The organism is Streptomyces sp. NBC_00448 (assembly GCF_036014115.1).
Taxonomy (GTDB): domain Bacteria; phylum Actinomycetota; class Actinomycetes; order Streptomycetales; family Streptomycetaceae; genus Actinacidiphila.
In genome coordinates this window covers 3,280,439-3,303,261 of record NZ_CP107913.1, presented here as the reverse complement: position 1 = coordinate 3,303,261, position 22,823 = coordinate 3,280,439, and the positions used below count along the sequence as shown (strand labels likewise).

The window sequence follows — 22,823 nt, the reverse complement described above, 5'->3', positions numbered from 1 at the left end:
TCCGAACCTAGGCGCCGAAGCGCGCGGCCATCCGCCGGAGCTTCTTGCGGGAGCCGGGGTTGAGCCGCTGCATCACCGGGCCGCCGATCCGCTTCAGCATGCTGCGCTTGGCCGACCGGCGCCGCTGGGCCTGGGCCTCACGGGCGGTCGCCGGGTCCACCGTAGCCAGACCCTCGACCGGGTGCAGCCGGCCGCGGTCGTCGACCCGCACCTGCCCGATCTTCAGCTCGGGTCCCGAGGCGGCGCCGTCCAGCCGGGCCGACAGCTGCCAGGTGCCCGGCCGCAGCCCGGTGAACGGAGTGGCGCCCTCCTTGACGTCGGCCGGCCGCAGGTGCACCCGGCCGCCCACCGGCTCCAGCACGGCCGGCAGCCCCGCGAAGGCCGCGTCCGGACCGGTGCCGCGCAGCACCAGCCAGGCCCGGGCCGTGGCGGTGCCCGTGTGCGAGACCGCGGCCAGCTCCAGTTCCAGCTGGTCGCCGGGCATCCGCAGCACCTCGTGGCCGGCCAGCGCGTCGCCGAGCTTCTTGCCGCGCCGCGCCACGTCCAGCGTCAGGTTGCCGTGCGGGTCGGTGAAGTACGGCACCGTGAGCTGGGCGGGCTCGCCGAGCAGGGCGGGCAGGCACGCGTCGTCCACACCCGGCGCCCGGTCGGCGCCGAGCCGGGCCTTGCGGACCAGACCGAGGCCGCGCACCGGCACCCACACGTCCCACATGCCGCGGGTGAGCGCGTCACGGCCCTTGACCGCCTTGGGGTCGAGGTAGCCGGTGCCGTGCAGCACCACCTCGCAGAGCACGCCCTCCGGGCCGCCCGCGACGGCCGGCAGGTCCTCCACCGCGGTCTCGAACTCCGCCGGGCAGGCCCACTCCACCGCGGTCTCCCGGTCGCGGATGCTGACCTCCGCGCGGTAGCCGTCGATCTCGTCGGTGACGTCGATCAGCTCGCCGTCCTCCAGCAGGTCCTGGTGGAAGTCGGGGTGCAGGTAGTAGCGGTCGCCGCGGCGCAGCAGCGACAGCGGCTTCTTGTCGTCGCCCCACACCAGGCGGGCGGTGACGGTGACGGCGATCCGGCCGTCGACCCAGCGGAAGTCCTCCAGCCGGGCGGCGCCCTTGACCGAGGAGGCCCGGCGGGCGACCACGACCAGCTGCTCGCGCCGGTCGCGGCGCAGCAGGGTGGAGCGCAGCCGCATGATGGCGCCGAGCCCGTCGTGCACCCCGTCGTTGACGAAGTCGCCGGCCACGTCGTTGACGGCGTCGATCATCTCGTCGCGGTACTCGGGGGTGTACTTCAGCACCGACGGCTCGCTGAGCCGGCCGAGCATCTCGACCCGGTAGAAGCGGCGCAGCAGGTCGTCCCGGAAGGTGCCGGGCTCGGTGTTGGCGACCACCACGTCGAGCACTTCGCGCAGGTTGCCGTAGTAACCGGACGGCACGATCTTCGCCGAGCCGGCGTTCTTGCCGTCGTCGCGCTTGGAGTAGTGGTAGCAGGTGTAGTCGCCGAGGATGGAGACGACCTTCGCCGGGAAGTAGGTCTCCATCATGTACAGCTGGTCTTCCAGCCGCCGCTTGCCCTCGGGGTAGGCGATCTTGTTGTCCCGCAGGAACTGGGTGCGGAACATCTTGTGCGGCGTGAGGCTGTCCACCAGCGGCGCGTCGTGGATCGTGCACTTCTCGCGGTTGACCCGGAAGACGCCGTGCGGGACGCCGCGGAAGTTGCTCGCGACCTTGCCGAAGACGATGTCCGAGCCGTTGCGGTGGCCCATGTCGTACAGCCGGCGCAGCGCGTCGGGCGCCATGTAGTCGTCCTGGTCGACGAAGTGCACGTACTCGCCGCGCGCCTGCTCGACGCCGATGTTGCGCGGCTTGCCCGGCCAGCCGGAGTTCGGGATGTGGATCACCCGCACCTGCGAGTGCTCGGCGGCGAGCCGGTCCAGTCTCGCGGGGGTGTCGTCGGTCGAGCCGTCATTGACGAAAAGGAGTTCCAGTTCGTCCGCCGGCAGCGTCTGCCCCAACAGCGACGCGATGCACGGCTCTATGTATTTCCCGGGGTTGTAGACCGGGACGATGACGCTGACCTTGACCGACATCCTTGTTTCCGCCTCGCCTTTCGCAGCGCTGGTTCAGGCCGCTGGTATGTCCGTGGAATCCTACGGCGGCCGTGAGGGGTCGCCGAACAGAGCGCGGGCGTGCCTCAGGGGTACGTGGCGCTCTGCGGTAAGACGATTCAGCGGGCGAAAGGATGTACGTACACCGCGGATTGTGACTGGTGTCACTTCGACGTCGGCGGCTGTTCAGGTGGGACGTCGGCGGGATGGGCGGGGTGGGCGCGGCGCCGGGCGGGAACGGCAAGGGGCGCCGGCACCGCGTGAAGCGGTGCCGGCGCCCCTCAGGTGAGCCGCTGGTTGCTCGGATCAGCCCAGGTCGGCGTACTGGCTCCAGCCGGCGCCGCCGATCTGGACCCGCGCCTTGAAGGTGCCGGTTCCGGTGCCCGCGTAGAAGTACAGGCCCTTCGAGCTGCGGGCCAGCAGGTCCGCCACCCCGTCGCCGTTCATGTCGCCGGGCGCGATCAGCTTGTTGTACTGGCTCCAGCCGGTACCGCCGATCTTCTTCTTCGCCCCGAAGGGTGAGGACGCGTTGCCGGTGCCGGCGTACAGGTACAGCCCGGCCGACGAGCGAGCGACGATGTCCGCCTTGCCGTCACCGGTCAGGTCGCCGGTGCCGACGATCTGGTTGTACTGGTTCCAGCCGCTGCCGCCGATCTGCACGCGGCCCTTCATCGACAGGCCGTTGCCGTTGCCGCCGTAGTAGTACAGCGCCGACGAGGTGCGGGCGAGCAGGTCGCCCTTGCCGTCGCCGTTGAGGTCACCGGGGCCGACCACCAGGTTGTACGACGTCGAACCGCCGGCGAGCATGTCGTCGTCGATGGCGTAGTTCGCCAGGTTGTACAGGTGGCCGTCGTACAGGCCCTTGCCGATCAGGTCCGAGAACCCGGAGTCGGTCAGCGAGGAGACCTCGTAGAGCCGGATCGCGCTGCGGTCGAAGCCGGTGCCGGCGTCGTACTTCGCGTCGAGGTTCCCGGTGCCGGTGGCGTCGTAGTAGTACAGGGTGCCGTTGGAGGTGTTGGCGTAGATGCCGTCCTTGCCGAAGAACGGGTTGGCGCCGGCGCCCGCGAACTGCCGCTCCCAGCCCCAGCCCGTGCCGACCGTCACGCGCGTGGGGTCGAACGTGCCGTTGCCGTTGCCGTCGTACAGGTAGAGGGTGCCGTCGTAGCCGCGGGCCAGCAGGTCCTGGGTGCCGTTGCCGTCGTAGTCACCGCCACCGAGGATCTGGTTGTACTGGTTCCAGCCGGTGCCGCCGATCTGGGTCTTCGCCGAGAACGGGGTGGCCGCCTTGCCGCTGCCGGTGTACAGCCACAGACCGCTGGAGTTGCGGACGACGATGTCGCCGATGCCGTCGCCGTTGAAGTCGCCCACGCCGACGAGCTGGTTGAACTGGTTCCAGCCCGCGCCGCCGACCTGGACCCGGGCGCCGAAGGGCGCCGAGCCCGAGCCGGTGCCCGGGTAGAAGAACAGTCCGGCCGAGCTGCGCGCGAGCAGGTCGGGCTTGCCGTCACCGTTGAGGTCGCCGGGCGCGAACAGCTTGTTGTACTGCTGCCAGCCGGTGCCGATGGTGGTGTACGACTGGAAGCCGTCGGTCTGCAGCCCGTTGGCGCCGCTGTGCAGGCGCAGCGAGCCGCTGGCGGTCAGCGTCAGCAGGTCGGGCTTGCCGTCGCCGTTCAGGTCGCCCGGCGTCAGCAGGTCCTTCACCTGCGAGGTGTCGCCCTCGATCACCGTGGTGAGGCGGTTGGAGGCGCCGTTGAGCAGGTCGATGACGATGTCGCCGTTGCTGTACCGGTAGACCAGGTCGTCCGCGCCGTCACCGTCGAAGTCGGACGGGTGCGTGGTCGCGGCGGAGGTGGCGATCTTCGCGGTCTTGCCGCGCAGCTTCTTCGACGAGCGGGCCGGCAGCGAGAACTGCGAGGCCTTGGCCGTGGCGGCCGGCCGCTTGACCGGGCCGGGGGCACCGGGCGCGTCAGCAGCCGCGGTGCCGCTCAGCGCGCCGGTGGCCAGCAGGCCCGCGCAGCCGAGCACCGCGCAGGCGACCGTACGGCGGCCCTTGCGGCGAGTGGTGTTGGACACGTGTGTGTTCCTTCGTCGAGAAATGGTGTGCGGGCACCACAGCGCCGGGCCACGTGTCGCAGGCAGGACCGCGCAGAGCGCGCAGGTCGCCTCGACCGCCGATGTCCCCCCCGGGGTGCTCCGACTCTCTGTCCTATGCGGATATGTGCTCGAAGCGCAAGGCTTTTCTGTGAATTCGGTGAAGATCTCCTGTACCTCGGGTGACGGCCGGGCGGCCTCCGGAAGCGGCCATCGGGCCCCGCCGCCCCCGCTGTTAGGGTGGGACGATGTGGTTGATCACCGGCGGAGCCGGATACATCGGGTCCCACGTCGTCAGGGAGTTGACCGCCGCCGGCGAGAGCCTCGTGGTCCTGGACGACCTGAGCAGCGGCGACCCGGCCCGGCTGCCGGCCGGCATCGTGCTGGAGCGCGGCTCGGTGCTCGACGCGGAGGTGCTGGCGCGCGTGCTGCGCGAGTACGCCGTCGACGGGATCGTGCACATCGCCGGCCGGAAGCAGGTCGCCGAGTCCGTCGAACGCCCGCTGTACTACTACCGGGAGAACATCGACGGACTGCGGACCGTCCTCGACGCGGCCGCGGCCGCCGGGGTGCGCCGCTTCGTCTTCTCCTCCTCCGCGGCCGTCTACGGCCCGACCGACGTCGACCTCGTCACCGAGCAGACCCCCTGCGCGCCGATGAGCCCGTACGGCCAGACCAAGCTCGCCGGCGAGTGGCTGGTCGCGGCGGCCGGCCGGGCGTACGGCATGGCCACCGTCTCGCTGCGCTACTTCAACGTCGCGGGCGCGGCCACCCCGGAACTCGCCGACACCGGCGTGTCCAACCTCGTCCCGATGGTCTTCCAGCGGCTCGCCGCGGGAGCGCCGCCGCTGATCTTCGGCGACGACTACCCGACGCCGGACGGCACCTGCGTCCGCGACTACGTCCACGTCCAGGACATCGCCTCCGCGCACCTGGCCGCCGCCCGCCGGCTCACCGCCGACCCGGACACCGCCCTGGTGCTGAACATCGGCACCGGCCTCGGCGTCTCGGTGGCCGAGATGGTCACGGTGATCGGCGAGGTGACCGGTCACACTGATCTCGTGCCCGAAGTCGGCCCGCGCCGCCCGGGTGACCCGGCCCGTGTCATCGCCTCGGCCGAGGCGATCGCCAAGGAGCTGGACTGGCGCGCACAGTACGACGTCCGGGAGATGGTGGGTTCGGCATGGGCGGGCTGGCAGGCGCGCCACCCGGGGTGACGGCTCGTCACGGCCGGACGGATCGCGGAACAGCGGACAGAGGGACGGCGCAGGTGGCAGCGGCGGCACGGCAGGACGTGGTGGAGGCCCGCAGGGTCGTGGTGAAGGTCGGCTCCTCGTCGCTGACCACGGCCGCGGGCGGGCTGGACGCCGACCGGGTGGACGCCCTCGTCGACGTGCTGGCCAAGGCCCGCGCGGACCGCGAGGTGGTCCTCGTCTCCTCCGGCGCGATCGCCGCCGGGCTCGCGCCGCTCGGCCTGCCGCGCCGCCCCCGCGACCTGGCCCGGCAGCAGGCCGCCGCCAGCGTCGGCCAGGGCCTGCTGGTCGCCCGCTACACCGCCTCCTTCGCCCGGTACGGCATCCGCGTCGGCCAGGTGCTGCTCACCTCCGACGACGTCAGCCGCCGCACCCACTACCGCAACGCCTACCGCACGCTCGACCAGCTGCTGGCCATGGGCGCCCTGCCGATCGTCAACGAGAACGACACCGTCGCCACCGACGAGATCCGGTTCGGCGACAACGACCGGCTCGCCGCCCTCGTCGCCCACCTCGTCCACGCCGACCTGCTGGTGCTGCTCTCCGACGTCGACGGCCTCTACGACGGGGACCCGCGCACCCCCGGCACCAGCCTGGTCGGCGAGGTCACCGGCCCCGGCGACCTCGCCGGCATCTCCATCGGCAGCGCGGGCCGGGCCGGCGTCGGCACCGGCGGCATGGTCACCAAGGTCGAGGCCGCCGGCATCGCCACCGGCGCCGGGGTGCCGGTGGTGCTCACCTCCGCCGTGCACGCCGCCGACGCGCTGGCCGGCCGCGAGACCGGCACGTACTTCCACCGCACCGGCAAGCGCTCCGCCGACCGTCTGCTGTGGCTCGCGCACGCCTCCACCCCGCGCGGCTCGCTGCGGCTGGACGCGGGCGCGGTGCGCGCCGTCACCGAGCGGCACAGCTCCCTGCTGCCGGCCGGACTCACCGCGGTCGAGGGCGACTTCACCGCGGGCGACCCGGTCGACCTGCTGGACGAATCCGGCCACCCGGTCGCCCGCGGCCTGGTCAACTTCGACGCCCGCGAACTGCCCCGCCTGCTCGGCCGCTCCACCCGCGACCTCGCCAGGGAACTCGGCCCGGCGTACGAACGCGAAGTGGTCCACCGCGACGACCTCGTACTGCTGCGCCCCTGAGCAAGGGGCTGCCCGTTTCCCGCGTGCGAATGCCCGGTTCCGCCCGGCCCCCGGGACCCGCCCGGCCGGTCGCTCCTCGGCCAATCTCCGGGAAAACGCCACGCCCGGCCGCCGAGCCTGGTCAACTGTGAAGCGGAGGAGTCGTCCGCCGGGAGCGTGCGGGCGGGCTCGGTCACGTCACCCACAGGGAGGCCACCGGTGAAACGAGGGCGCCCAGGGCACTCGTCCAGGGGGACATCGGGGCGCGCGCTCGTCAGCGTGAGCAGCGGGCACGACGTCGGTACGGCCGGCGCCGGCAGCAGCGCGGACGACGCGGAGACCGGGCACGACGAGCACCCCTCCGCCCGGCTGTGGCACGTCACGCTCAGCGTCTCCGGACCCCGCGCCCCCCTCGCCGAGGTCAGACGCGGACTGGAACAGCTCGCGCACGATCACCCGTTCCTGCTCACCAGCCGCTACGCGACCGACCACGCCGAGATCCGCTACTGGGAAGAGGCCCGCGACCTCCACGATGCCGCTGCGCTGGCCTTGCGGTTGTGGGGCGAACACCGCTCCACCGCCGGGCTGCCCCCCTGGGAAACCGTCGGCCTCGAAGTCATCGACCGCACCACCTACCACCAACGCCTCGCCGAAGGCTACGGCCCCCCACCCGCCGTCCCCGTAGGCGTCCACCCGTACTAGGCACCGTGGACGGTGCACCATTTCCGCGGCGAGCAGCCCCACCAAGGGGCGCTGGGGGTACCTCCCAGGCGAAGCTCTGGGGGAGGAACTGCGCGCTCAACAGCCCACCGGGGGAAGGCCGGGAACGAAACAGGAATCGTGACGGCGCGAAGCCGAGGGAGCCCGGGAAGAGCCGTCACAAATCCAGGGGCGCGTGGGGGTACCTCCCAGGCGAAGCTCTGGGGGAGAACGGCGGGCGCAACCCCCACCGGCAGGTGGTCCCTCAACCGTCAGAACCAGCCACCCGGGCGGGTCAGGGTACCCTGCACCGCATGGAATTGCCCTCGCCGCTCCCCACATCCCCCGTGCTGCTGGCCGCGTACCGCGCCCGCGCCGCCGCCGCGGAGCTGGCCCCGCAGGCCCGCGCGGCGAAGGACGACGCGCTGCTGGCCATCGCGGACGCGCTGATCGTCCGCACCCAGGAGATCGTCGCCGCCAACGCCGAGGACGTCGCCCGGGCGAAGGCCGCCGGCACCAGTGAGGCGATCATCGACCGGCTCACCCTCACCCGCGAGCGGGTCGCCGCGATCGCCGCCGACGTACGGCACGTCGCGTCGCTGCCCGACCCCGTCGGCGAGGTGCTGCGCGGCTCCACCCTCCCCAACGGCCTCGACCTGCGGCAGGTCCGGGTCCCGCTCGGCGTGGTCGGCATCATCTACGAGGCCCGCCCGAACGTCACCGTGGACGCCGCCGCGCTCTGCCTGAAGTCCGGCAACGCGGTGCTGCTGCGCGGCTCGTCCTCCGCGTACGCCTCGAACACCGCCCTGGTCACCGTGGTGCGCGACGCGATCGGCGGCGCCGGCCTGCCCGCGGACGCGGTACAGCTCGTGCCCGGTGAGAGCCGTGAGTCCGTCACCGAGCTGATGCGCGCCCGCGGCCAGGTCGACGTGCTGATCCCGCGCGGCGGCGCCGCCCTGATCCGTACCGTCGTCGAGGGCTCCACCGTGCCGGTGATCGAGACCGGTACCGGCAACTGCCACGTCTACGTGGACGCCGAGGCCGACCTGGACACCGCCGTGCAGATCCTGGTGAACTCCAAGGCGCAGCGGCCCAGCGTCTGCAACTCCGCCGAGACCCTGCTGGTGCACCGCGACATCGCCGACCGCTTCCTGCCCCTCGCGCTGGACGCGCTCGCCGAGGCGGGCGTCACCGTGCACGGCGACCCGGGGGTGGTGGCGGCCGCGCGGGCGCACGACGGCAAGGCCACCGTGGTGCCGGCCACCGCCGAGGACTGGGAGACGGAGTACCTGTCGTACGACATCGCGGCCGGCGTGGTGGACTCGCTGGACGCGGCCGTCGCGCACATCCGGCTGTGGTCCTCCGGCCACACCGAGGCGATCGTGACCACCTCGCAGGCCGCCGCCCGCCGCTTCACCCGGCTGGTCGACGCCGCCGCGGTGATGGTGAACGCCTCCACCCGGTTCACCGACGGCGGCCAGTTCGGCTTCGGCGCCGAGATCGGCATCTCCACCCAGAAGCTGCACGCGCGCGGCCCGATGGGCCTGCCCGAGCTGACCTCCACCAAGTACATCGTCACGGGCGACGGCCACATCCGCTGACCGGCGCCCCACAGGTACTCACCGGTATCCGCCGTCCCGCCCGCCCCGGCGGTCGGGACGGCTGGCGTACCACGCCCCCGCCACTGGCGCACAGCCGCCGCACGGTGGGCCAGGAAAGCCCTGCCCAAAAGGGCCCCTTCCGGCTTACTCTGAACAGATGCCGGACGATGACGAGTTCGCCTCCGTAGTCCTCGACGAGGAATTCGTACGGTCCGCTCTGTTCCATGAGCCCACGGCCAGGGAACGGATGCTTGCCGTCGCCGAAGGTCCCGCGCTGCCACCCAGCCGTCCCGGACGGCACAGAAGCCGGGGCGCCACCGTACCCGAGCTGGAGGACGACTCCGTCCTGGAGTCGGACGAGCTCTACGCCGCCGGGCACCCCTACCGCGCCGGCAGCACCCGCTGGCACCGGCCGGTGGCCTGGGCGCTCGCGGTGGTGATGGGCATCGGCGTGGTCGCCCTGACCTTCGCCGCGGTCTACCGGGGCGCGGGCGGCGGGCGCACCACGACCCCGCCGCCGACGCACCCGCCGATCGGCACATCGGCGACCCCGACCATCCACTTCGTCCCGCAGCCCTGATCGCACGTCAACTTGACCGCCACAAGGGCGCCTGTTCCCGTCCATACGGACTTAACCTTGTGATATGAGCGGGCATGAGGACCCTCCCGAGGGCTCGCCCGACGGCGTGCCGGCCGGGGGCGACGACGAGAGCGAATACCGATCCGTCGTGTTCGACGAGTCGTTCGTCAAGGCTGCCCGTATCCAGGAGTACTCCGCGCGCGAGCGGCTCGACGACGCCGCGCACGCGGTGCACATCCGCCATGTGATGCCGCACGGCCTGGCCCGCCAGGCACTGGCGATGTTCGCGCTGATCATGGTGGCGTTCGGCTTCGCCGTCTACATGGGGGTCCGCCACCCGTACCGCAGCCACACCCCCGCGGTGAGCGAGCAGATCCGGGTGAACCTGATACCTCTGGTGCCGAAGGGCACGGTGCAGGCGGTCTCGCCGAGCGAGCCGTTCGCCGGCAGCCGCGCCGAGGGGTACGGACACGGCATCAGGGTGCCGACCGACGCGGCCCGGCGGATCGGCGGCTACGCGCAGAGCGAGGTCCAGGAGGCGCTGGACACCGCGAAGGAGTATCTGACCGTCACCTCGCTCGACCGCGAGACGGTGATCTCCGGCGACCTGGAGCCGGTGCGTGACCTGCTGAGCCCCGGCCAGCTCGACCAGTTCGACGCCACCCTCACCCAGCCCAGCGACGACGGCAGCCACGCGGCCACCGGCTGGCTGGTGCGCTTCGACCCGAGCGCGGGGATCTCCCTCGCGGGCAGCGCCGACAACGCCATCCGTGTGAACGACGGCAAGGTGCGGACCGCCGCGGCCGGCAGCGAGCTGGAGATCGTCACCGACTACACCTTCTTCTACGCCCTGCACGGTGAGTCGGACACCCCGGTGTCACTGTTCTCGGTCCGGCGCGATCTGACCTTCCACGTCAACCACACGGATGTGCGGCAGCACCACATCGAGCTGGTCGACGCCGACGTCCAGGCCGGGCCGCTGGCCTGCACCGACACCGTCGGCAGCTATTTCCGGCCGATACTCGCCGGCGGCAGCGGCGGCCGGCTCGACGGCGTCGACCCGTACCGGCCCGACCACCCGGCGGGCTCGGTCTGCAGCGCGATGGACGGCACCGCGGCCGCCCCCACCGGCACGGCCACCGCCCGTACGCCCACTCCCACCGGGAGCGGGGCAGGGTCAGGGCCCGGGTCCGGGCGCGCGACGGCGACCGAGACGGGGCTGGTGACCGCGACCGGCGGCACGACCGGCAGTGCGGTCGTGCCGCCGGCGACGGTGACCGCCGCGTCCGCGGTGCCCGTCGCGCGCTGCTACGCCCCTTCGGGCGCGGCGCCCGACGGGTCGGGGCCGGTGTCGCCCTTGCCGCCCGCCCCGGTGAACTTGTCGCGCAGCTTGCCGCCGATGTCACCGGCGCCGTTGCCCAGATCGCGGATCAGACCGACCAGCGGGTCCTTGCTCTGCTTCGCCCGCTCGGAGTAGTGACTGGCCGACTCCTTGAACGTGTCGTAGACCGACGCGTCCTTGTCGTCGGTGCGCCGCGGGTAGTGGCCGTCCATCAGCCGCTGGTAGTCCCGGCTGGTCGCCCACTTGCGCAGCTCGCTGGCGCGCACGGTGGCGAAGGGGTGGCTGCGCGGCAGCACGTTGAGGATCTTCAGCACGGAGTCGCGCAGGTCGCCGGCCGCTTCGTACTCGTCGGCCTGCTTGAGGAAGGCGTCCACGTTCATCTCGTGCAGGTGGTTGCCGCCGGCCAGCTTCATCAGGCCGCGCATCGACGCCTGGAGGTCCTGGCCGACCAGCAGCCCGGCCCGGTCCGCGGACAGTTCGGACTTGCGGAACCACTCGCGCAGCGCGGTGACGATCGCCAGCACCGCCAGGTTTCCCAGCGGTATCCACGCCACCCGCAGGGCGAGGTTGGTGAGGAAGAGCAGGATCGTCCGGTAGACGGAGTGGCCGGACAGCGCGTGGCCCACCTCGTGGCCGACGACCGCGCGCATCTCCTCCTCGTCCAGCAGCTCCACCAGGCCGGTGGTGACCACGATGATCGGCTCGTCCATACCGATGCACATCGCGTTCGGCTGCGGGTCCTGCGTCACGTAGAAGGCCGGGACCTTCTCCAGGTCGAGGATGTAACAGGCGTCCCGGAGCATCGCGTTGAGGTGCGCGAACTGCTCGTCGCTGACCCGGACGGAGTCGGACAGGAACAGCAGCCGCAGGCTGCGCTCGGGCAGCAGCCCGCTCAACGCCTTGAAGACGGTGTCGAATCCGGTGAGCTTGCGCAGCGCCACCAGCGCCGACTTGTCGGCCGGGTGTTCGTAGGCCCGCGACGAGATGTCGGGGAACCGGCGCCGGGTGCGGCTGGGCAGCTTCTCACCACCCGAACTCTTGCCGGCCGAGCCCTTTCCGCCGGGCCCGTCCTTCTTCGATTTCTTCGACTGGGACGATTCGGACACGTGGGCCAACCCCCTGCTCGCCAACCGTTACACAGTGCTGGACGCGCGGAGCCAGCGCGAAGTTCCCCGGGCACCGCCCGTACCATGTGCCGTGAGTCTTCCCGCCCGTCCCCGAGAAAGCAAAGGGTCAGCCGAATGTCGACCGCAGCAGCCACCACCCTGACCACACTCGCCGAGGGCGGCAACCACCCGAGCCTCAGCCCCTACCTGACCGGATTCGGCGCCCTGGGCGCCCTCCTGCTCCTCCTGTGGGTCGTCACCCGCTTCAACCGGGACTAGCCGTCCGCATGTCAGAGAAGAAGCGCATCGGCGTGATGGGCGGTACCTTCGACCCCATCCACCATGGGCACCTGGTGGCCGCGAGCGAGGTGGCGAGTCTCTTCCACCTCGACGAGGTCGTCTTCGTGCCCACCGGCCAGCCCTGGCAGAAGGAAGACCGCAAGGTCTCGGCCGCCGAGGACCGCTACCTGATGACGGTGATCGCCACCGCCTCCAATCCGCAGTTCTCGGTGAGCCGGAGCGACATCGACCGCGGCGGCCGGACCTACACCATCGACACCCTGCGGGATCTGCGGAACGACCACCCCGAGGCGGAGCTGTTCTTCATCACGGGGGCCGACGCGCTCTCGCAGATCCTGTCCTGGCGGCATGCCGAGGAGCTCTTCGCGTTGGCGCATTTCATCGGCGTCACACGTCCAGGGCATACGCTGTCGGACCCGGGCCTCCCCGAAGGCGGAGTGTCGCTGGTGGAGGTCCCGGCGCTGGCGATCTCGTCGACCGACTGCCGCCAGCGGGTGGCCAAGGGAGACCCGGTCTGGTACTTGGTTCCGGACGGTGTGGTGCGCTACATCGACAAGCGCGCGCTCTACCGGCACGAGACCGGGTAGCGGCGCACAGCAAACGTGAAGGGGTTCCTCGTGAACGACGCAAACCCCCGCAGGCACTATGCCGAGGGCGGTCCAGACAACGAGAGAGACCCTTACGCGCAGGACCCCTACTACCAGCAGCAGCCTTACGGCTACGACGAGTACGGCCGCCCGCTCACCCAGCCCCCGCCGCCCTACCAGGACCCGTCCTCGACGTACGGCGGCCAGCAGCAGGGCTACGGGGTCCCCCAGCAGGCCCCGCCGCCGTACCAGGAGCAGTACGACACCGGCGCGCACCCGGTCTACCCGCAGCAGGGCTACCAGCCCGGCTACGACCAGGGCTACGGCACCGGGCAGATGCCCGCCTACGGCACCGGACAGCAGCCGGCGTACGACACCGGCCAGCAGCCGGCGTACGACACAGGGCAGCAACCCGCTTACCAGACCGGGCAGATGCCCGCGTACGAGACGGGTCAGCAACCGGCTTATTCCACCGGGCAGCAACCGGCCTACCAGGACGAGCAGGCGTCCGCGGCGGCGGAGCAGGCGGAGCTACAGGCCGCGCAGGACTACCGCACCGAGCAGTTCGCCTTCGTCGACGAGGAGTCGGAGGAGTCCGAAGAGGTCATCGACTGGCTGAAGTTCTCCGAGTCGCGCACCGAGCGCCGGGAGGAGGCCAAACGGCGGGGCCGCAAACGGAAGTTCGGCCTGGTGGTCATACTTGTGCTCGCCCTGCTCGGCGGTGGCGGGTATCTGTGGCAGGCCGGGAAGCTCCCCGGATTCAAGAAGGGCTCCGCGGCGGCGGCCGCGAGCGGCGGCGCCGAGCGGCGCGACGTGATCGTGGTGCACATGTTGCCGGTCAACGGCGGCGCCAGCTCCACCGCGCTGCTGGTGGACAACACGACGAAGAAGCACGGCAACACCGTGCTGATCCCGGGCGACGTCCAACTCACCGATGACGACGGCTCGGTGACCACCCTCGACAAGTCCGTGGCGAACGGTGTCGGGCCCACCCGGGACTCGCTCAACACCCTGCTCGGCACCGACATCAAGGGCAGCTGGCGGCTCGACTCGCCGTATCTGGAGCTGCTGGTCGACTCCCTCGGCGACATCTACGTCAACACCGACACCGAGGTCAAGGGCACCGGCAAGGACAAGGACAAGGTGCTCGTGCCCAAGGGCGAGCAGCAGGAACTGAGCGGGGACGCCGCGGTCGCGTACGCCACGTACAAGGCTCCCGGCGAGCCGCAGACCGCCCAGCTCAACCGGTTCGGGCAGGTCATGCAGGCGGTGCTGATGAAGATGCCGAGCGACGCGCCCGACGCGACCAGGACGGTGCAGGCGCTCGCCCAGATCCTCGACCCGTCGCTCACCGACAAGCAGCTCGGTGCCTCGCTCGCCCAGCTCGCCGACCTCGCCAAGACCGGCCAGTACAGCACCTCGATGCTGCCGGTGCAGAAGGACGGCACGCTCAGCGAGGCGGCCACCGACAGCGTGGTGAAGGACGTGCTCGGCGGCAACGTGAAGCAGGCCACCGGGAACTCAGGTCCGGCGAGAGTCGCGATCAAGGACGCCAGCGGCAACGCCAAGTCCGCGGCCATGGCGCAGGCCGCGATCGTCAACGGCGGCACCTACACCTACGTGTCTGGCGGCAAGTCCGCCACCGTGCAGGCGGTGTCCCAGGTGCTCTACACCGACCCGGCCCGGGAGGCCGCGGCCAAGGACGTGGCCGCCACGCTGGGCCTGCAGGCGACCGCGGTGAAGAAGGGCACGGTCCCGTCGAACGCCGACATCTCGGTGGTCCTCGGCAAGGACTACAAGCCGACCAACGACGACGGCTGACCGTCCGACCGGGTGGCGCCGCAGGTCAGCTGCGTCGCCCGGTAATGCGGTCGGGGTCTGTCGGAGGGTCGTGAGACCCTGGGGGCGACAGGTTCCCGACCGGAAAGCCGCATCCGTGACCGCCACTGACCGTTCCATCGAGCTGACCCGCGCCGCCGCCCAGGCGGCCGCCGACAAGCTCGCGCACGACATCATCGCCTACGACGTCAGCGATGTGCTCTCCATCACCGATGCCTTCCTGGTCGCCTCCGCGCCCAACGACCGGCAGGTCAAGGCGATCGTCGACGCGATCGAGGAACACCTGCTCAAGGAACTCGACACCAAGCCGGTGCGGCGCGAGGGCGAGCGTGACGGCCGCTGGGTGCTGCTGGACTACGTCGACATCGTGGTGCATGTACAGCACTCCGAGGAGCGGGTCTTCTACGCGCTGGAGCGACTGTGGAAGGACTGCCCCGAGATCGCGCTGCCCGAGGACGCGGTGGCCACCCGGGGCAAGGCGGCGGCCCACGCGGCGGCCGCGGAGGCGGCGGCCGACGCCGCCGAGCGCGAGGAGGCGTGAGGGCACGGTGACCGGCAACGAGCGTGCGAGGGGCGCCGAGGGTGGGGCCGGGTCCGAGGGTTCGGCCGTCCCCGAGGGAGCGGCCGGGTCCGATCACGCGGCCGTCCCCGACCGGCGTCGGCGGATCGTGCTGTGGCGCCACGGGCAGACCGCCTGGAACGTCGAGCAGCGCTTCCAGGGCAGCACCGACATCCCGCTGACCGAGACCGGCGTGGCCCAGGCCCGCCGGTCCGCCCGGCTGCTCGCCGCGCTCGCCCCCGACGCGATCATCTCCTCGGACCTGCGCCGTGCCGCCGACACCGCGGCCGAGCTGGCCGCCCTGACCGACCTGCCGGTGACTCCGTACGAGGGCCTGCGGGAGACCTACGCCGGCGCCTGGCAGGGGCTCACCCACGCCGAGATCCTGGCCCGCTACGGCGAGCAGTACACCGCGTGGAAGCGCGGTGAGCCGGTCCGACGCGGCGGCGGCGAGCTGGAGACGGAGGTCGCCGACCGTGCCGCGCCGCTGGTGCTCGCCGCCGCGGACAAGCTCGCCGACGGGGGAGTGCTCGTCGTGGTGAGCCACGGCGGCGCCATCCGCACCACCATCGGCCGCCTGCTCGGCCTGGACCCGACGAGCTGGGAGTCGCTGGGCGGCCTGTCGAACTGCTGCTGGTCGGTGCTCGGTGAGGGCGCGCGCGGCTGGCGGCTGACCGAGCACAACGCCGGCACCCTGCCGGAACCGGTGCTCGGCGACGACGCCTAGGTTCAGCGCGCAGCGTCGCTTCCCGCTGCTCGGGCGGGCCGTGCGGCCGATTTCGTTTCCGGCCCGTCCACCGGCTATGCTTCTTCACGTCGCCGGGACAACCGGGCCGACGCGGGGCTGTAGCTCAGTTGGTAGAGCGCTTGCATGGCATGCAAGAGGTCCGGGGTTCAATTCCCCGTAGCTCCACAGACGAGAGAGCGGGACCTGTTCGCGGAAGACGCGGGCGGGTCCCGCTCTTTTCCGTCTGCTCGACTCCCTGCGCCCGGGTTCCCCTCGCGTGCGGGGCCGGTCGGACGGCGGGCCGGGGCAGACGGCGGACTCCGGGAGGGCGGGCTCCGGTCAGACGGCGGGGCCGGTCTGCCGGGCGCGCTCGGTGCGTCCGACGCTGTCCGCCAGTGCCGCCGACAGGCGCCGGCCGTGCCGCTCGCAGCCGACGATCGGGTCATCGATCGCCCGCAGCCGCTCGATCTGCAGCCGGTCCTCCTCCTCGACCGGGGTGTAGACCACGATCCGGTGCTCCGCCATGCCGTCGATGCTCAGCGACAGGGAGGTCAGGTTGATGATGCCGACCTCCGCGTGCCGGAAGACCTTCACCCGGCGGCCCGGCGCCGCCACGTTGCCGCTCGCCCACAGTTGCGCGAAGGTCGCGCTCTCCTTGATCAGCAGCGCCACGAAGTCCTCCCACGCGGACTCGCCGATGTGTCGGGCGTAGCTGCGGCGCAACTGCGCGACCATCCACGGCAGTTCCTCCGCGCTGTTCTTGAAGGTCGAGCAGCACTCGGGGGTCGTGAAGAGCTTGTACAGGACGTTGCGCTCCCAGCGTTCGACGAGCGCGGTCATCGGCCACAGGACGCGGTAGGTGGCGTTGGTGGCCTGCACGTCGTAGCGGGCGTTGTAGACGGCGGCCGGCAGCGGGTCCAGGGAGCCGAGTACGCCGAGCAGTTCCTCGCCGACGATCTCCGCGTCGGAGACCGGTTCGCTGACGAACGGGATGCCGGCAAGGCCGTAGAGGTGGTCCCGCTCGGTCACGTCGAGTTGGAGCACGCGGGCCACCGCGTCGAGCACCTGCACGCTGGCGTTGATCGGGCGGCCCTGCTCCAGCCACGTGTACCAGGTGACGCCGACCCCGGCGAGCTGCGCGACCTCCTCGCGGCGCAGGCCGGGGGTGCGGCGGCGCGAGCCCGGCGGCATGCCGACGTCCTCCGGGCTGATCCGGGCCCGGCGGCTGCGCAGGAAGGCGGCGAGCTCGCCGCGGCGCTGGGGTTTCACGCCGCCGACCCGCGCCGGGGGTGCTGCCGCCCGAGCGGGTGCCTGCGCCTGTGTCTGCGCTTGTGCCGGTGGATGCGCCCGCGGCGGGGTGGCCGCCTGCGCCTGGTGGGCCTGTCGTCGCGTGTCCGGCCGAGCTTGCGGCTGTGCCATGCCCCCATCCTGTACGGGCGGCGGCGCCGGTGCCAGGTGGTGCCAGTACCAGGATCGCTGGGCTCTCGTTACTGGTACCGGGCCGGCGCCAGGCTCGTCCACATGAGCAACGACACGCTGGCCGGAGCCACCTCCGCGACCCCCGATCCCACGTCCGCCCCCGCCCCCTCTTCCGTGGCAGCCGCCGTCCTACCCGGAGCCGGAAGTACCGGCCGGGCCGGGCCCCGTCCGGGGCTGCTGCTCGGGACCATCCTCGCCGGGCTGTTCATGGCGCTGCTCGACGTCTTCATCGTCAACGTCGCGGCCCCCACCATCCGTACGGACCTGCACGCCTCGGGCGCGGCCCTGCAACTGGTGATCGCCGGCTACACCATCTCCTACGCGGTGCTGCTGATCACCGGCGCCCGGCTCGGCGACCTGTTCGGGCACCGGCGGCTGTTCATCATCGGGCTGTCGGTGTTCACGACCGCCTCGCTGGCCTGCGGGCTCGCCCAGAACACCGGCGAGCTGATCGGTTTCCGCTTCGTGCAGGGCACCGGGTCCGCGCTGATGATCCCGCAGGTGCTGAGCCTGCTCCAGCTGAACTTCCGCGGTGAGGCGCGCACCCGCGCGATGAGCGTCTACTCGGCCGTGATCTCCTCCGGTGCCGCGCTCGGCCAGTCGCTGGGCGGGGTGCTGGTCAGCGCCGACCTGTTCGGCACCGGCTGGCGGCCGGTGTTCCTGGTGAACGTGCCGATCGGCGTGGCGCTGCTGGTGGTCGCCCCGCGGGTGCTGCCGAAGGACCGGCGGACCGCGCCGGAGCGGCGGCGCTCCCTCGACGTGCCGGGCCTGGTGGCGCTGGGTGCGGCGGTCACCCTCCTCACGGTGCCGCTGGTGCTCGGGCAGGAGGAGGGCTGGCCGGTGTGGGGCTGGATCTGCCTGGCGCTGAGCGTTCTGCTGTTCGCCGCGTTCACCGTGATCGAGTCGCGGCTGACCAGGCGCGGCGGCGCCCCGCTGGTCTCCGGCCGGGTGCTGCGGGCGCCGGGGATGCCGCGGTCGGTCGCGCTGCTGATGCTCTCCATGGCGGTGAACGCGGGCTTCCTGTTCGCGGTGGCGCTGCACCTGCAGACCGGTCTCGGCTACAGCGCGCTGCGCACCGGGCTGACCTTCGCGGTCACCGCCGTGGTCTTCGGCTGCACCAGTCTCTACTGGCGGCTGCTGCCGAGTTCCTGGTGGCACCGGCTGGCCGGCGCCGGCATGGCGCTGGCCGCGATCGCGCTGGCGGTCCTGGGACTCGCCCTGCGCGGTGGCGGCCACGGCGGCGCGGCCTTCTACGTCGGCATGGTGCTGCTGGGCGGCGGTCTCGGCCTGGCCTTCAGCCCGACGTTCGCCCTCGCGCTGTCCAAGGTCGCACCCGAGGACGCGGCCGACGCCAGCGGGCTGCTCGCCACGGTGACCCAGCTCGGCCAGCTCATCGGCGTGGCCACCTTCGGCACGGTCTTCCTCAACCGGGTCGGTTCCGGCACCGGCGGGCACCACTCCGCCCACGCCTACGCGATCACCTCGGTCGCACTGGTCGCGGTCGCCGTGGTGGGCGCGGTGGTCGCGGTGGTGGCGACGGTCCGCCGCCGGGGCTGAGCGGGGCGGCCCGTACGGGCTCGTTCGGGAGGGCCCGTACCGGCCGCGGCCGACCGTACGGTCACGCCTCCTCGGCCGCGGGCAGCGCCGGGTAGTCGGTGTAGCCGCGGTCGTCGCCGCCGTAGTACGTGGCCCGCTCGGGGGAGTTGTACGGTCCGCCGCGGCGCAGCCGGTGCGGCAGGTCGGGGTTGGCGAGGAAGAGGGCGCCGAAGGCGAGCATGTCGGCGGTGCCGTCCTCGATCAGGGGCAACTGGTCGGGGCCCGAATACCCGCCCTCGGCCCGGGCGTTGAGGATGAACACCCCGGCGAACCGCTTGCGCAGCTCCAGCGTCAGCGCCCGGTCGGGGCTCTCGATCAGGTGCAGGTAGGCCAGGCCGACCGGCTCCACGGCGCGCAGCAGCGCGAGGTAGGTGGCGTCCGGTTCCGGCTCGTCGATGTCGCCGAACGGCTTGCCGGGGGAGATCCGCAGCCCGGTGCGCTCCGGGCCGATCGCGGCGGCCACCGCTCGTACCACCTCCACCGCGAACCGGGTCCGGCGCTGGTCGTCGCCGCCCCAGTGGTCGGTGCGGGTGTTGGAGTTCGGGGCGAGGAACTGGTGCACCAGGTAGCCGTTGGCGCCGTGCACCTCCACCCCGTCGAAGCCGGCGGCCATGGCGTTGCGGGCCGCGGTGGCGTGGTCCTCGACGGTCTGCCAGATGTCGTCCTCGCCCAGCTCGCGCGGCACCACGTACGCCTTCGGCCCGCTCGCGGTGTAGACCGAGCCCTTCGCGGCGACCGCGGACGGCCCCACCGGGTAGAGCCCGTCCGGCAGCAGCGAGGGGTGCCCGATCCGCCCGGTGTGCATGAGCTGGGCGAAGATCCGGCCGCCCGCCGCGTGCACCGCGCCGGTCACCCGGCGCCACGCCGCGATCTGCTCGGCGCTGTGCAGCCCGGGGGTGTCGGGGTAGCCCTGCCCGCCCGGCGACGGCTGGGTGCCCTCGGTCACGATCAGCCCGGCCGAGGCCCGCTGCGCGTAGTACGCGGCGGCCGACTCGGTGGGGCTGAGCCCGGGACCGTACGCCCGGCTGCGGGTCATCGGCGCCATGGCGATCCGGTTGCGCAGGCGTATCCCGCCCAGGTCGATCGGGTCGAACGCGGTGGTCACGGTGGTCTCCAGCCTCTCGTCCACACGGCCGAACCCACCGTAGCCCGCGAACCCTGCACCAATTATTGAGACTTCGTGAACACCGCGACGAGTCGTGCCACCAGGTCCCGTCACCGGTGCGCGGGGCCGACGTCCGGGACCCCGCCGCGCCGCCCGGCGCTCCCGCCAATCGATGTGCTTCCCGGCTCCGTCGCCGTGTAAAGTAACTCCAGGTCGCCGGGGTGTCCCGGGGTCCGCGCGGGGCTGTAGCTCAGTTGGTAGAGCGCTTGCATGGCATGCAAGAGGTCCGGGGTTCAATTCCCCGTAGCTCCACAGCGATCATCGACGCCGCACACCACCAGGTGTGCGGCGTTTTCGTTCGGCCACCGGCCACCGGCCACCGGGCATCAGGCTTCGACCGTCGGGCTCGGCCGTCGACTGCCGCTGCCGCCAACCCCGTTCCGGCCGTAGCATGCCAACTCGGCGCGTTCCGTGGACCGGGTCCGGTGTTTGGCCAGGTGCGCAGCGAGCAACATCAATTCGTCGGGGAGCGGATTCGCCGTGCCCGCAGGCCAGTTGGGGTGCGGTGGGCGGCTGTCGCGGCGTCATGTCCGGCCGCCGGTGCGTACCATTCCTTGACCTTCTCTTGGTGAAACCATATCCCTGGCATGAACTGATCAGCGAAAGAGTGTCGCTCTGCGGTGAGCCGCGCACGCATAGCGGCGACGCCGTCTGGGATGCGACAACCATTCGCTGCGTATGGGGGTTTCATGAGATTTGAGCGCAAGAGAACGCGCGCGGCACTCGCGGTGGCGGCGGCGCTGCCGCTGGTCGCCGGTGCCCTCGCGCTGGGCGCCCAGAGCGCCACGGCCGCACAGCCCGCCGGACGCCAGCTCCTGAGCGGCACCAAGCCGCAGTGGGCCACCGCCCACGCGGACAAGGGCGCCACGTCGGACAGCGGCAAGGTGACCGTGCGGGTCTACCTCGCGGGCAAGGACGCAAGCGGCCTCGCCGCCTACGCCAAGGCCGTCTCGGACCCGAACTCCGCCGACTACGCCCACTACTTGACGGAGGCTCAGGCCAAGGCCAGGTTCGGCGCCACCAAGGCGCAGACCGACGCCATCACCGCCTGGCTGACCTCGGCCGGCCTGAAGGTGACCGGCACCAACGCCCACTACCTCACCGTCACCGGTGAAGTGAAGGCCGCCGAGAAGGCGTTCGGCACCCAGCTGCACAACTACACGAAGAGCGGCCACACCTACCGCGCCCCCACCAGCACGGCGTCCGCGCCCGCCGCCCTCAAGGGTGCCGTCCTCACCGTCACCGGCCTGGACAACGCCCCCAAGCGAGCCAGCCACGACGACACGCTGCCTCCCCCCGAGGCCGCCTTCTCCAACGCCGGGCCGTTCTCGACCTACTACGGGTCGAACACCGACAAGAAGCTTCCCTCCGCGTACGGCGGCAAGGCCCCGTACACGATCAAGGGCTACACCGGTGACCAGCTGCGCTCCGCGTACGGTGCCGGCAAGTACACCGGCAAGGGCGTCACCGTCGCGATCACCGACGCGTACGCCTCCCCGAACATCGTCGGCGACAGCGCCAAGCTGGCGAAGGACACCGGCGGCCAGAAGTACCGCAAGGGCCAGCTGACCCAGGTCACCCCCGGCCCCGACGGCTACAACAGCGTCGAGGACTGCGGCGGCTCCAGCTGGTACGGCGAGGAGTCCCTGGACGTCGAGTCCGTGCACGCGGTCGCCCCCGACGCGAACATCGTCTACGTCGGCGCCAAGTCCTGCTACGACGACGACCTGCTCGACGCGCTCAACACGGTCGTCGACGGCCGGCTCGCCACCATCGTGAGCAACTCGTGGGGTGACGTCGAGGCCAACGAGACGCCGGACCTGCAGGCCGCCTACGACCAGACCTTCCAGCAGGGCGTGGTCGAGGGCATCGGCTTCTACTTCTCCTCCGGCGACGACGGCGACAACACCATCGACGGTGCCAAGGACGTCAACACCCCGGCGGACTCCCAGTGGGCCACCTCCGTCGGCGGCACCTCGCTGGCGGTCGGCAAGAACGACAAGTACCTGTGGGAGACCGGCTGGGGCACCGAGCGCGCCCCGCTGTCGGCCGACGGCAAGAGCTGGGACGGCTTCCCCGGCCCGTTCACCTCGGGCGCCGGCGGCGGCACCAGCAAGCTCGTCCAACAGCCCTTCTACCAGCGCGGTGTCGTCCCCGACTCGCTCGCGCTGGCGAACGGCGGCACCACCAAGATGCGGGTCGAGCCCGACATCGCGGCCGTCGCCGACCCGAACACCGGCTTCCTGGTCGGTGAGACGGAGACCTTCCCGGACGGCACCGCGAAGTACAACGAGTACCGCCTCGGCGGCACCTCGCTGGCCTCCCCGGTCATCGCCGGCGTCCAGGCGCTCGCCGAGCAGGCCCGCGGCGGCGTCCCGATCGGCTTCGCCAACCCGCTGATCTACGACCGGTACGGCACCTCCGCGTACCACGACGTGACCGACCACCCGCTCGGCCAGGGCCAGGGCATAGCCAACGTCCGCGTCGACTACGTGAACAGCGTGGACGCCTCGGACGGCCTGATCACCAGCCTGCGCACCTTCGGCACGGACAGCTCGCTGCACGCCACGGTCGGCTACGACGACGTCACCGGCGTCGGCTCCCCGGCCAAGGACTACGTCCAGTCGTACAAGCCGGCGAAGAAGACCGGCAAACACTGACAGCAGGTACGGACGAC

17 protein-coding genes, 2 tRNA genes and 1 pseudogene are annotated in these 22,823 nt (G+C 71.7%); 15 read left to right on the top strand and 5 right to left on the bottom strand.

The genetic code is table 11. The features are described 5' to 3' along the window. Positions 1 to 7: 7 nt before the first annotated feature. A complete protein-coding gene (locus OG370_RS13980) occupies positions 8 to 2,083 on the bottom strand; it encodes a glycosyltransferase family 2 protein (RefSeq protein WP_328464095.1) in 2,076 nt (691 codons plus the stop codon). Positions 2,084 to 2,407: 324 nt separating this feature from the next. Beyond that, entirely contained in the window at positions 2,408 to 4,174 is a 1,767-nt protein-coding gene (locus OG370_RS13975) for an FG-GAP repeat domain-containing protein (RefSeq protein WP_328464093.1), read from the bottom strand. A gap of 266 nt (positions 4,175 to 4,440) precedes the next feature. Here OG370_RS13975 and galE point away from each other — a divergent pair, with 266 nt between their 5' ends. The 6 genes and pseudogenes from galE to OG370_RS41480 all read left to right on the top strand — a co-directional run. Further along, on the top strand, positions 4,441 to 5,409 hold the full coding sequence (galE, locus tag OG370_RS13970) for a UDP-glucose 4-epimerase GalE (RefSeq protein ID WP_328464091.1): 969 nt from the start codon (positions 4,441 to 4,443) through the stop codon (positions 5,407 to 5,409). Positions 5,410 to 5,486: 77 nt separating this feature from the next. Next, the gene (gene proB, locus OG370_RS13965; protein ID WP_328474072.1) at positions 5,487 to 6,587 is read left to right on the top strand and encodes a glutamate 5-kinase; all 1,101 of its coding nucleotides are present in this window, start codon (positions 5,487 to 5,489) and stop codon (positions 6,585 to 6,587) included. A 198-nt stretch (positions 6,588 to 6,785) separates the two neighbouring features. Further along, positions 6,786 to 7,268 (top strand): hypothetical protein, encoded by a 483-nt coding sequence (locus tag OG370_RS13960; protein ID WP_328464090.1) that lies wholly within the window; start codon positions 6,786 to 6,788, stop codon positions 7,266 to 7,268. A 311-nt stretch (positions 7,269 to 7,579) separates the two neighbouring features. Continuing rightward, the gene (locus OG370_RS13955) at positions 7,580 to 8,866 is read left to right on the top strand and encodes a glutamate-5-semialdehyde dehydrogenase (RefSeq protein WP_328464088.1); all 1,287 of its coding nucleotides are present in this window, start codon (positions 7,580 to 7,582) and stop codon (positions 8,864 to 8,866) included. Positions 8,867 to 8,927: 61 nt separating this feature from the next. After that, positions 8,928 to 9,446, top strand: a complete 519-nt coding sequence (locus OG370_RS13950; protein ID WP_443060865.1) for an SCO2583/SCO2584 N-terminal domain-containing protein — start codon at positions 8,928 to 8,930, stop codon at positions 9,444 to 9,446. A gap of 64 nt (positions 9,447 to 9,510) precedes the next feature. After that, a pseudogene (locus tag OG370_RS41480) lies at positions 9,511 to 10,551 on the top strand (SCO2583 family membrane protein); the annotation flags it as partial. Between the two features lie 203 nt (positions 10,552 to 10,754). Here the strand turns inward: OG370_RS41480 and OG370_RS13945 are convergent. After that, the gene (locus OG370_RS13945; RefSeq protein WP_328474070.1) at positions 10,755 to 11,807 is read right to left on the bottom strand and encodes a M48 family metallopeptidase; all 1,053 of its coding nucleotides are present in this window, start codon (positions 11,805 to 11,807) and stop codon (positions 10,755 to 10,757) included. A gap of 222 nt (positions 11,808 to 12,029) precedes the next feature. Here OG370_RS13945 and OG370_RS13940 point away from each other — a divergent pair, with 222 nt between their 5' ends. The 6 genes from OG370_RS13940 to OG370_RS13915 all read left to right on the top strand — a co-directional run bounded on the left by OG370_RS13940 (position 12,030) and on the right by OG370_RS13915 (position 16,092). After that, on the top strand, positions 12,030 to 12,173 hold the full coding sequence (locus tag OG370_RS13940; protein ID WP_328464084.1) for a hypothetical protein: 144 nt from the start codon (positions 12,030 to 12,032) through the stop codon (positions 12,171 to 12,173). 8 nt (positions 12,174 to 12,181) lie between these two features. Further along, a complete protein-coding gene (gene nadD, locus OG370_RS13935) occupies positions 12,182 to 12,781 on the top strand; it encodes a nicotinate-nucleotide adenylyltransferase (RefSeq protein ID WP_328464082.1) in 600 nt (199 codons plus the stop codon). Positions 12,782 to 12,811: 30 nt separating this feature from the next. After that, the gene (locus OG370_RS13930; RefSeq protein ID WP_328464080.1) at positions 12,812 to 14,602 is read left to right on the top strand and encodes an LCP family protein; all 1,791 of its coding nucleotides are present in this window, start codon (positions 12,812 to 12,814) and stop codon (positions 14,600 to 14,602) included. A gap of 115 nt (positions 14,603 to 14,717) precedes the next feature. Beyond that, positions 14,718 to 15,161 carry a ribosome silencing factor gene (gene rsfS, locus OG370_RS13925; protein WP_328464078.1) on the top strand — a complete coding sequence of 148 codons (444 nt, stop codon included), beginning with the start codon at positions 14,718 to 14,720 and terminating at the stop codon, positions 15,159 to 15,161. Positions 15,162 to 15,285: 124 nt separating this feature from the next. Next, positions 15,286 to 15,906, top strand: coding sequence for a histidine phosphatase family protein (locus tag OG370_RS13920; RefSeq protein ID WP_328474068.1), 621 nt, complete (start codon positions 15,286 to 15,288; stop codon positions 15,904 to 15,906). A gap of 113 nt (positions 15,907 to 16,019) precedes the next feature. Next, positions 16,020 to 16,092 (top strand) — tRNA-Ala (locus OG370_RS13915). 153 nt (positions 16,093 to 16,245) lie between these two features. Here the strand turns inward: OG370_RS13915 and OG370_RS13910 are convergent. Then, entirely contained in the window at positions 16,246 to 17,175 is a 930-nt protein-coding gene (locus OG370_RS13910; protein WP_328464076.1) for a helix-turn-helix transcriptional regulator, read from the bottom strand. Between the two features lie 252 nt (positions 17,176 to 17,427). On the opposite strand from OG370_RS13910, the gene OG370_RS13905 reads away from it, so the two are divergent. Beyond that, the gene (locus OG370_RS13905) at positions 17,428 to 18,942 is read left to right on the top strand and encodes an MFS transporter (RefSeq protein WP_328464074.1); all 1,515 of its coding nucleotides are present in this window, start codon (positions 17,428 to 17,430) and stop codon (positions 18,940 to 18,942) included. 61 nt (positions 18,943 to 19,003) lie between these two features. Here OG370_RS13905 and OG370_RS13900 read toward each other — a convergent pair whose 3' ends face one another. Next, on the bottom strand, positions 19,004 to 20,110 hold the full coding sequence (locus OG370_RS13900) for an alkene reductase (RefSeq protein WP_328464072.1): 1,107 nt from the start codon (positions 20,108 to 20,110) through the stop codon (positions 19,004 to 19,006). Between the two features lie 215 nt (positions 20,111 to 20,325). Between OG370_RS13900 and OG370_RS13895 the strand changes: the two genes are divergently transcribed. Both OG370_RS13895 and OG370_RS13890 read left to right on the top strand, forming a co-directional pair. Further along, a tRNA-Ala gene (locus tag OG370_RS13895) sits at positions 20,326 to 20,398 on the top strand. Positions 20,399 to 20,835: 437 nt separating this feature from the next. Beyond that, on the top strand, positions 20,836 to 22,806 hold the full coding sequence (locus OG370_RS13890; protein WP_328464070.1) for a S53 family peptidase: 1,971 nt from the start codon (positions 20,836 to 20,838) through the stop codon (positions 22,804 to 22,806). Positions 22,807 to 22,823: the final 17 nt, after the last annotated feature.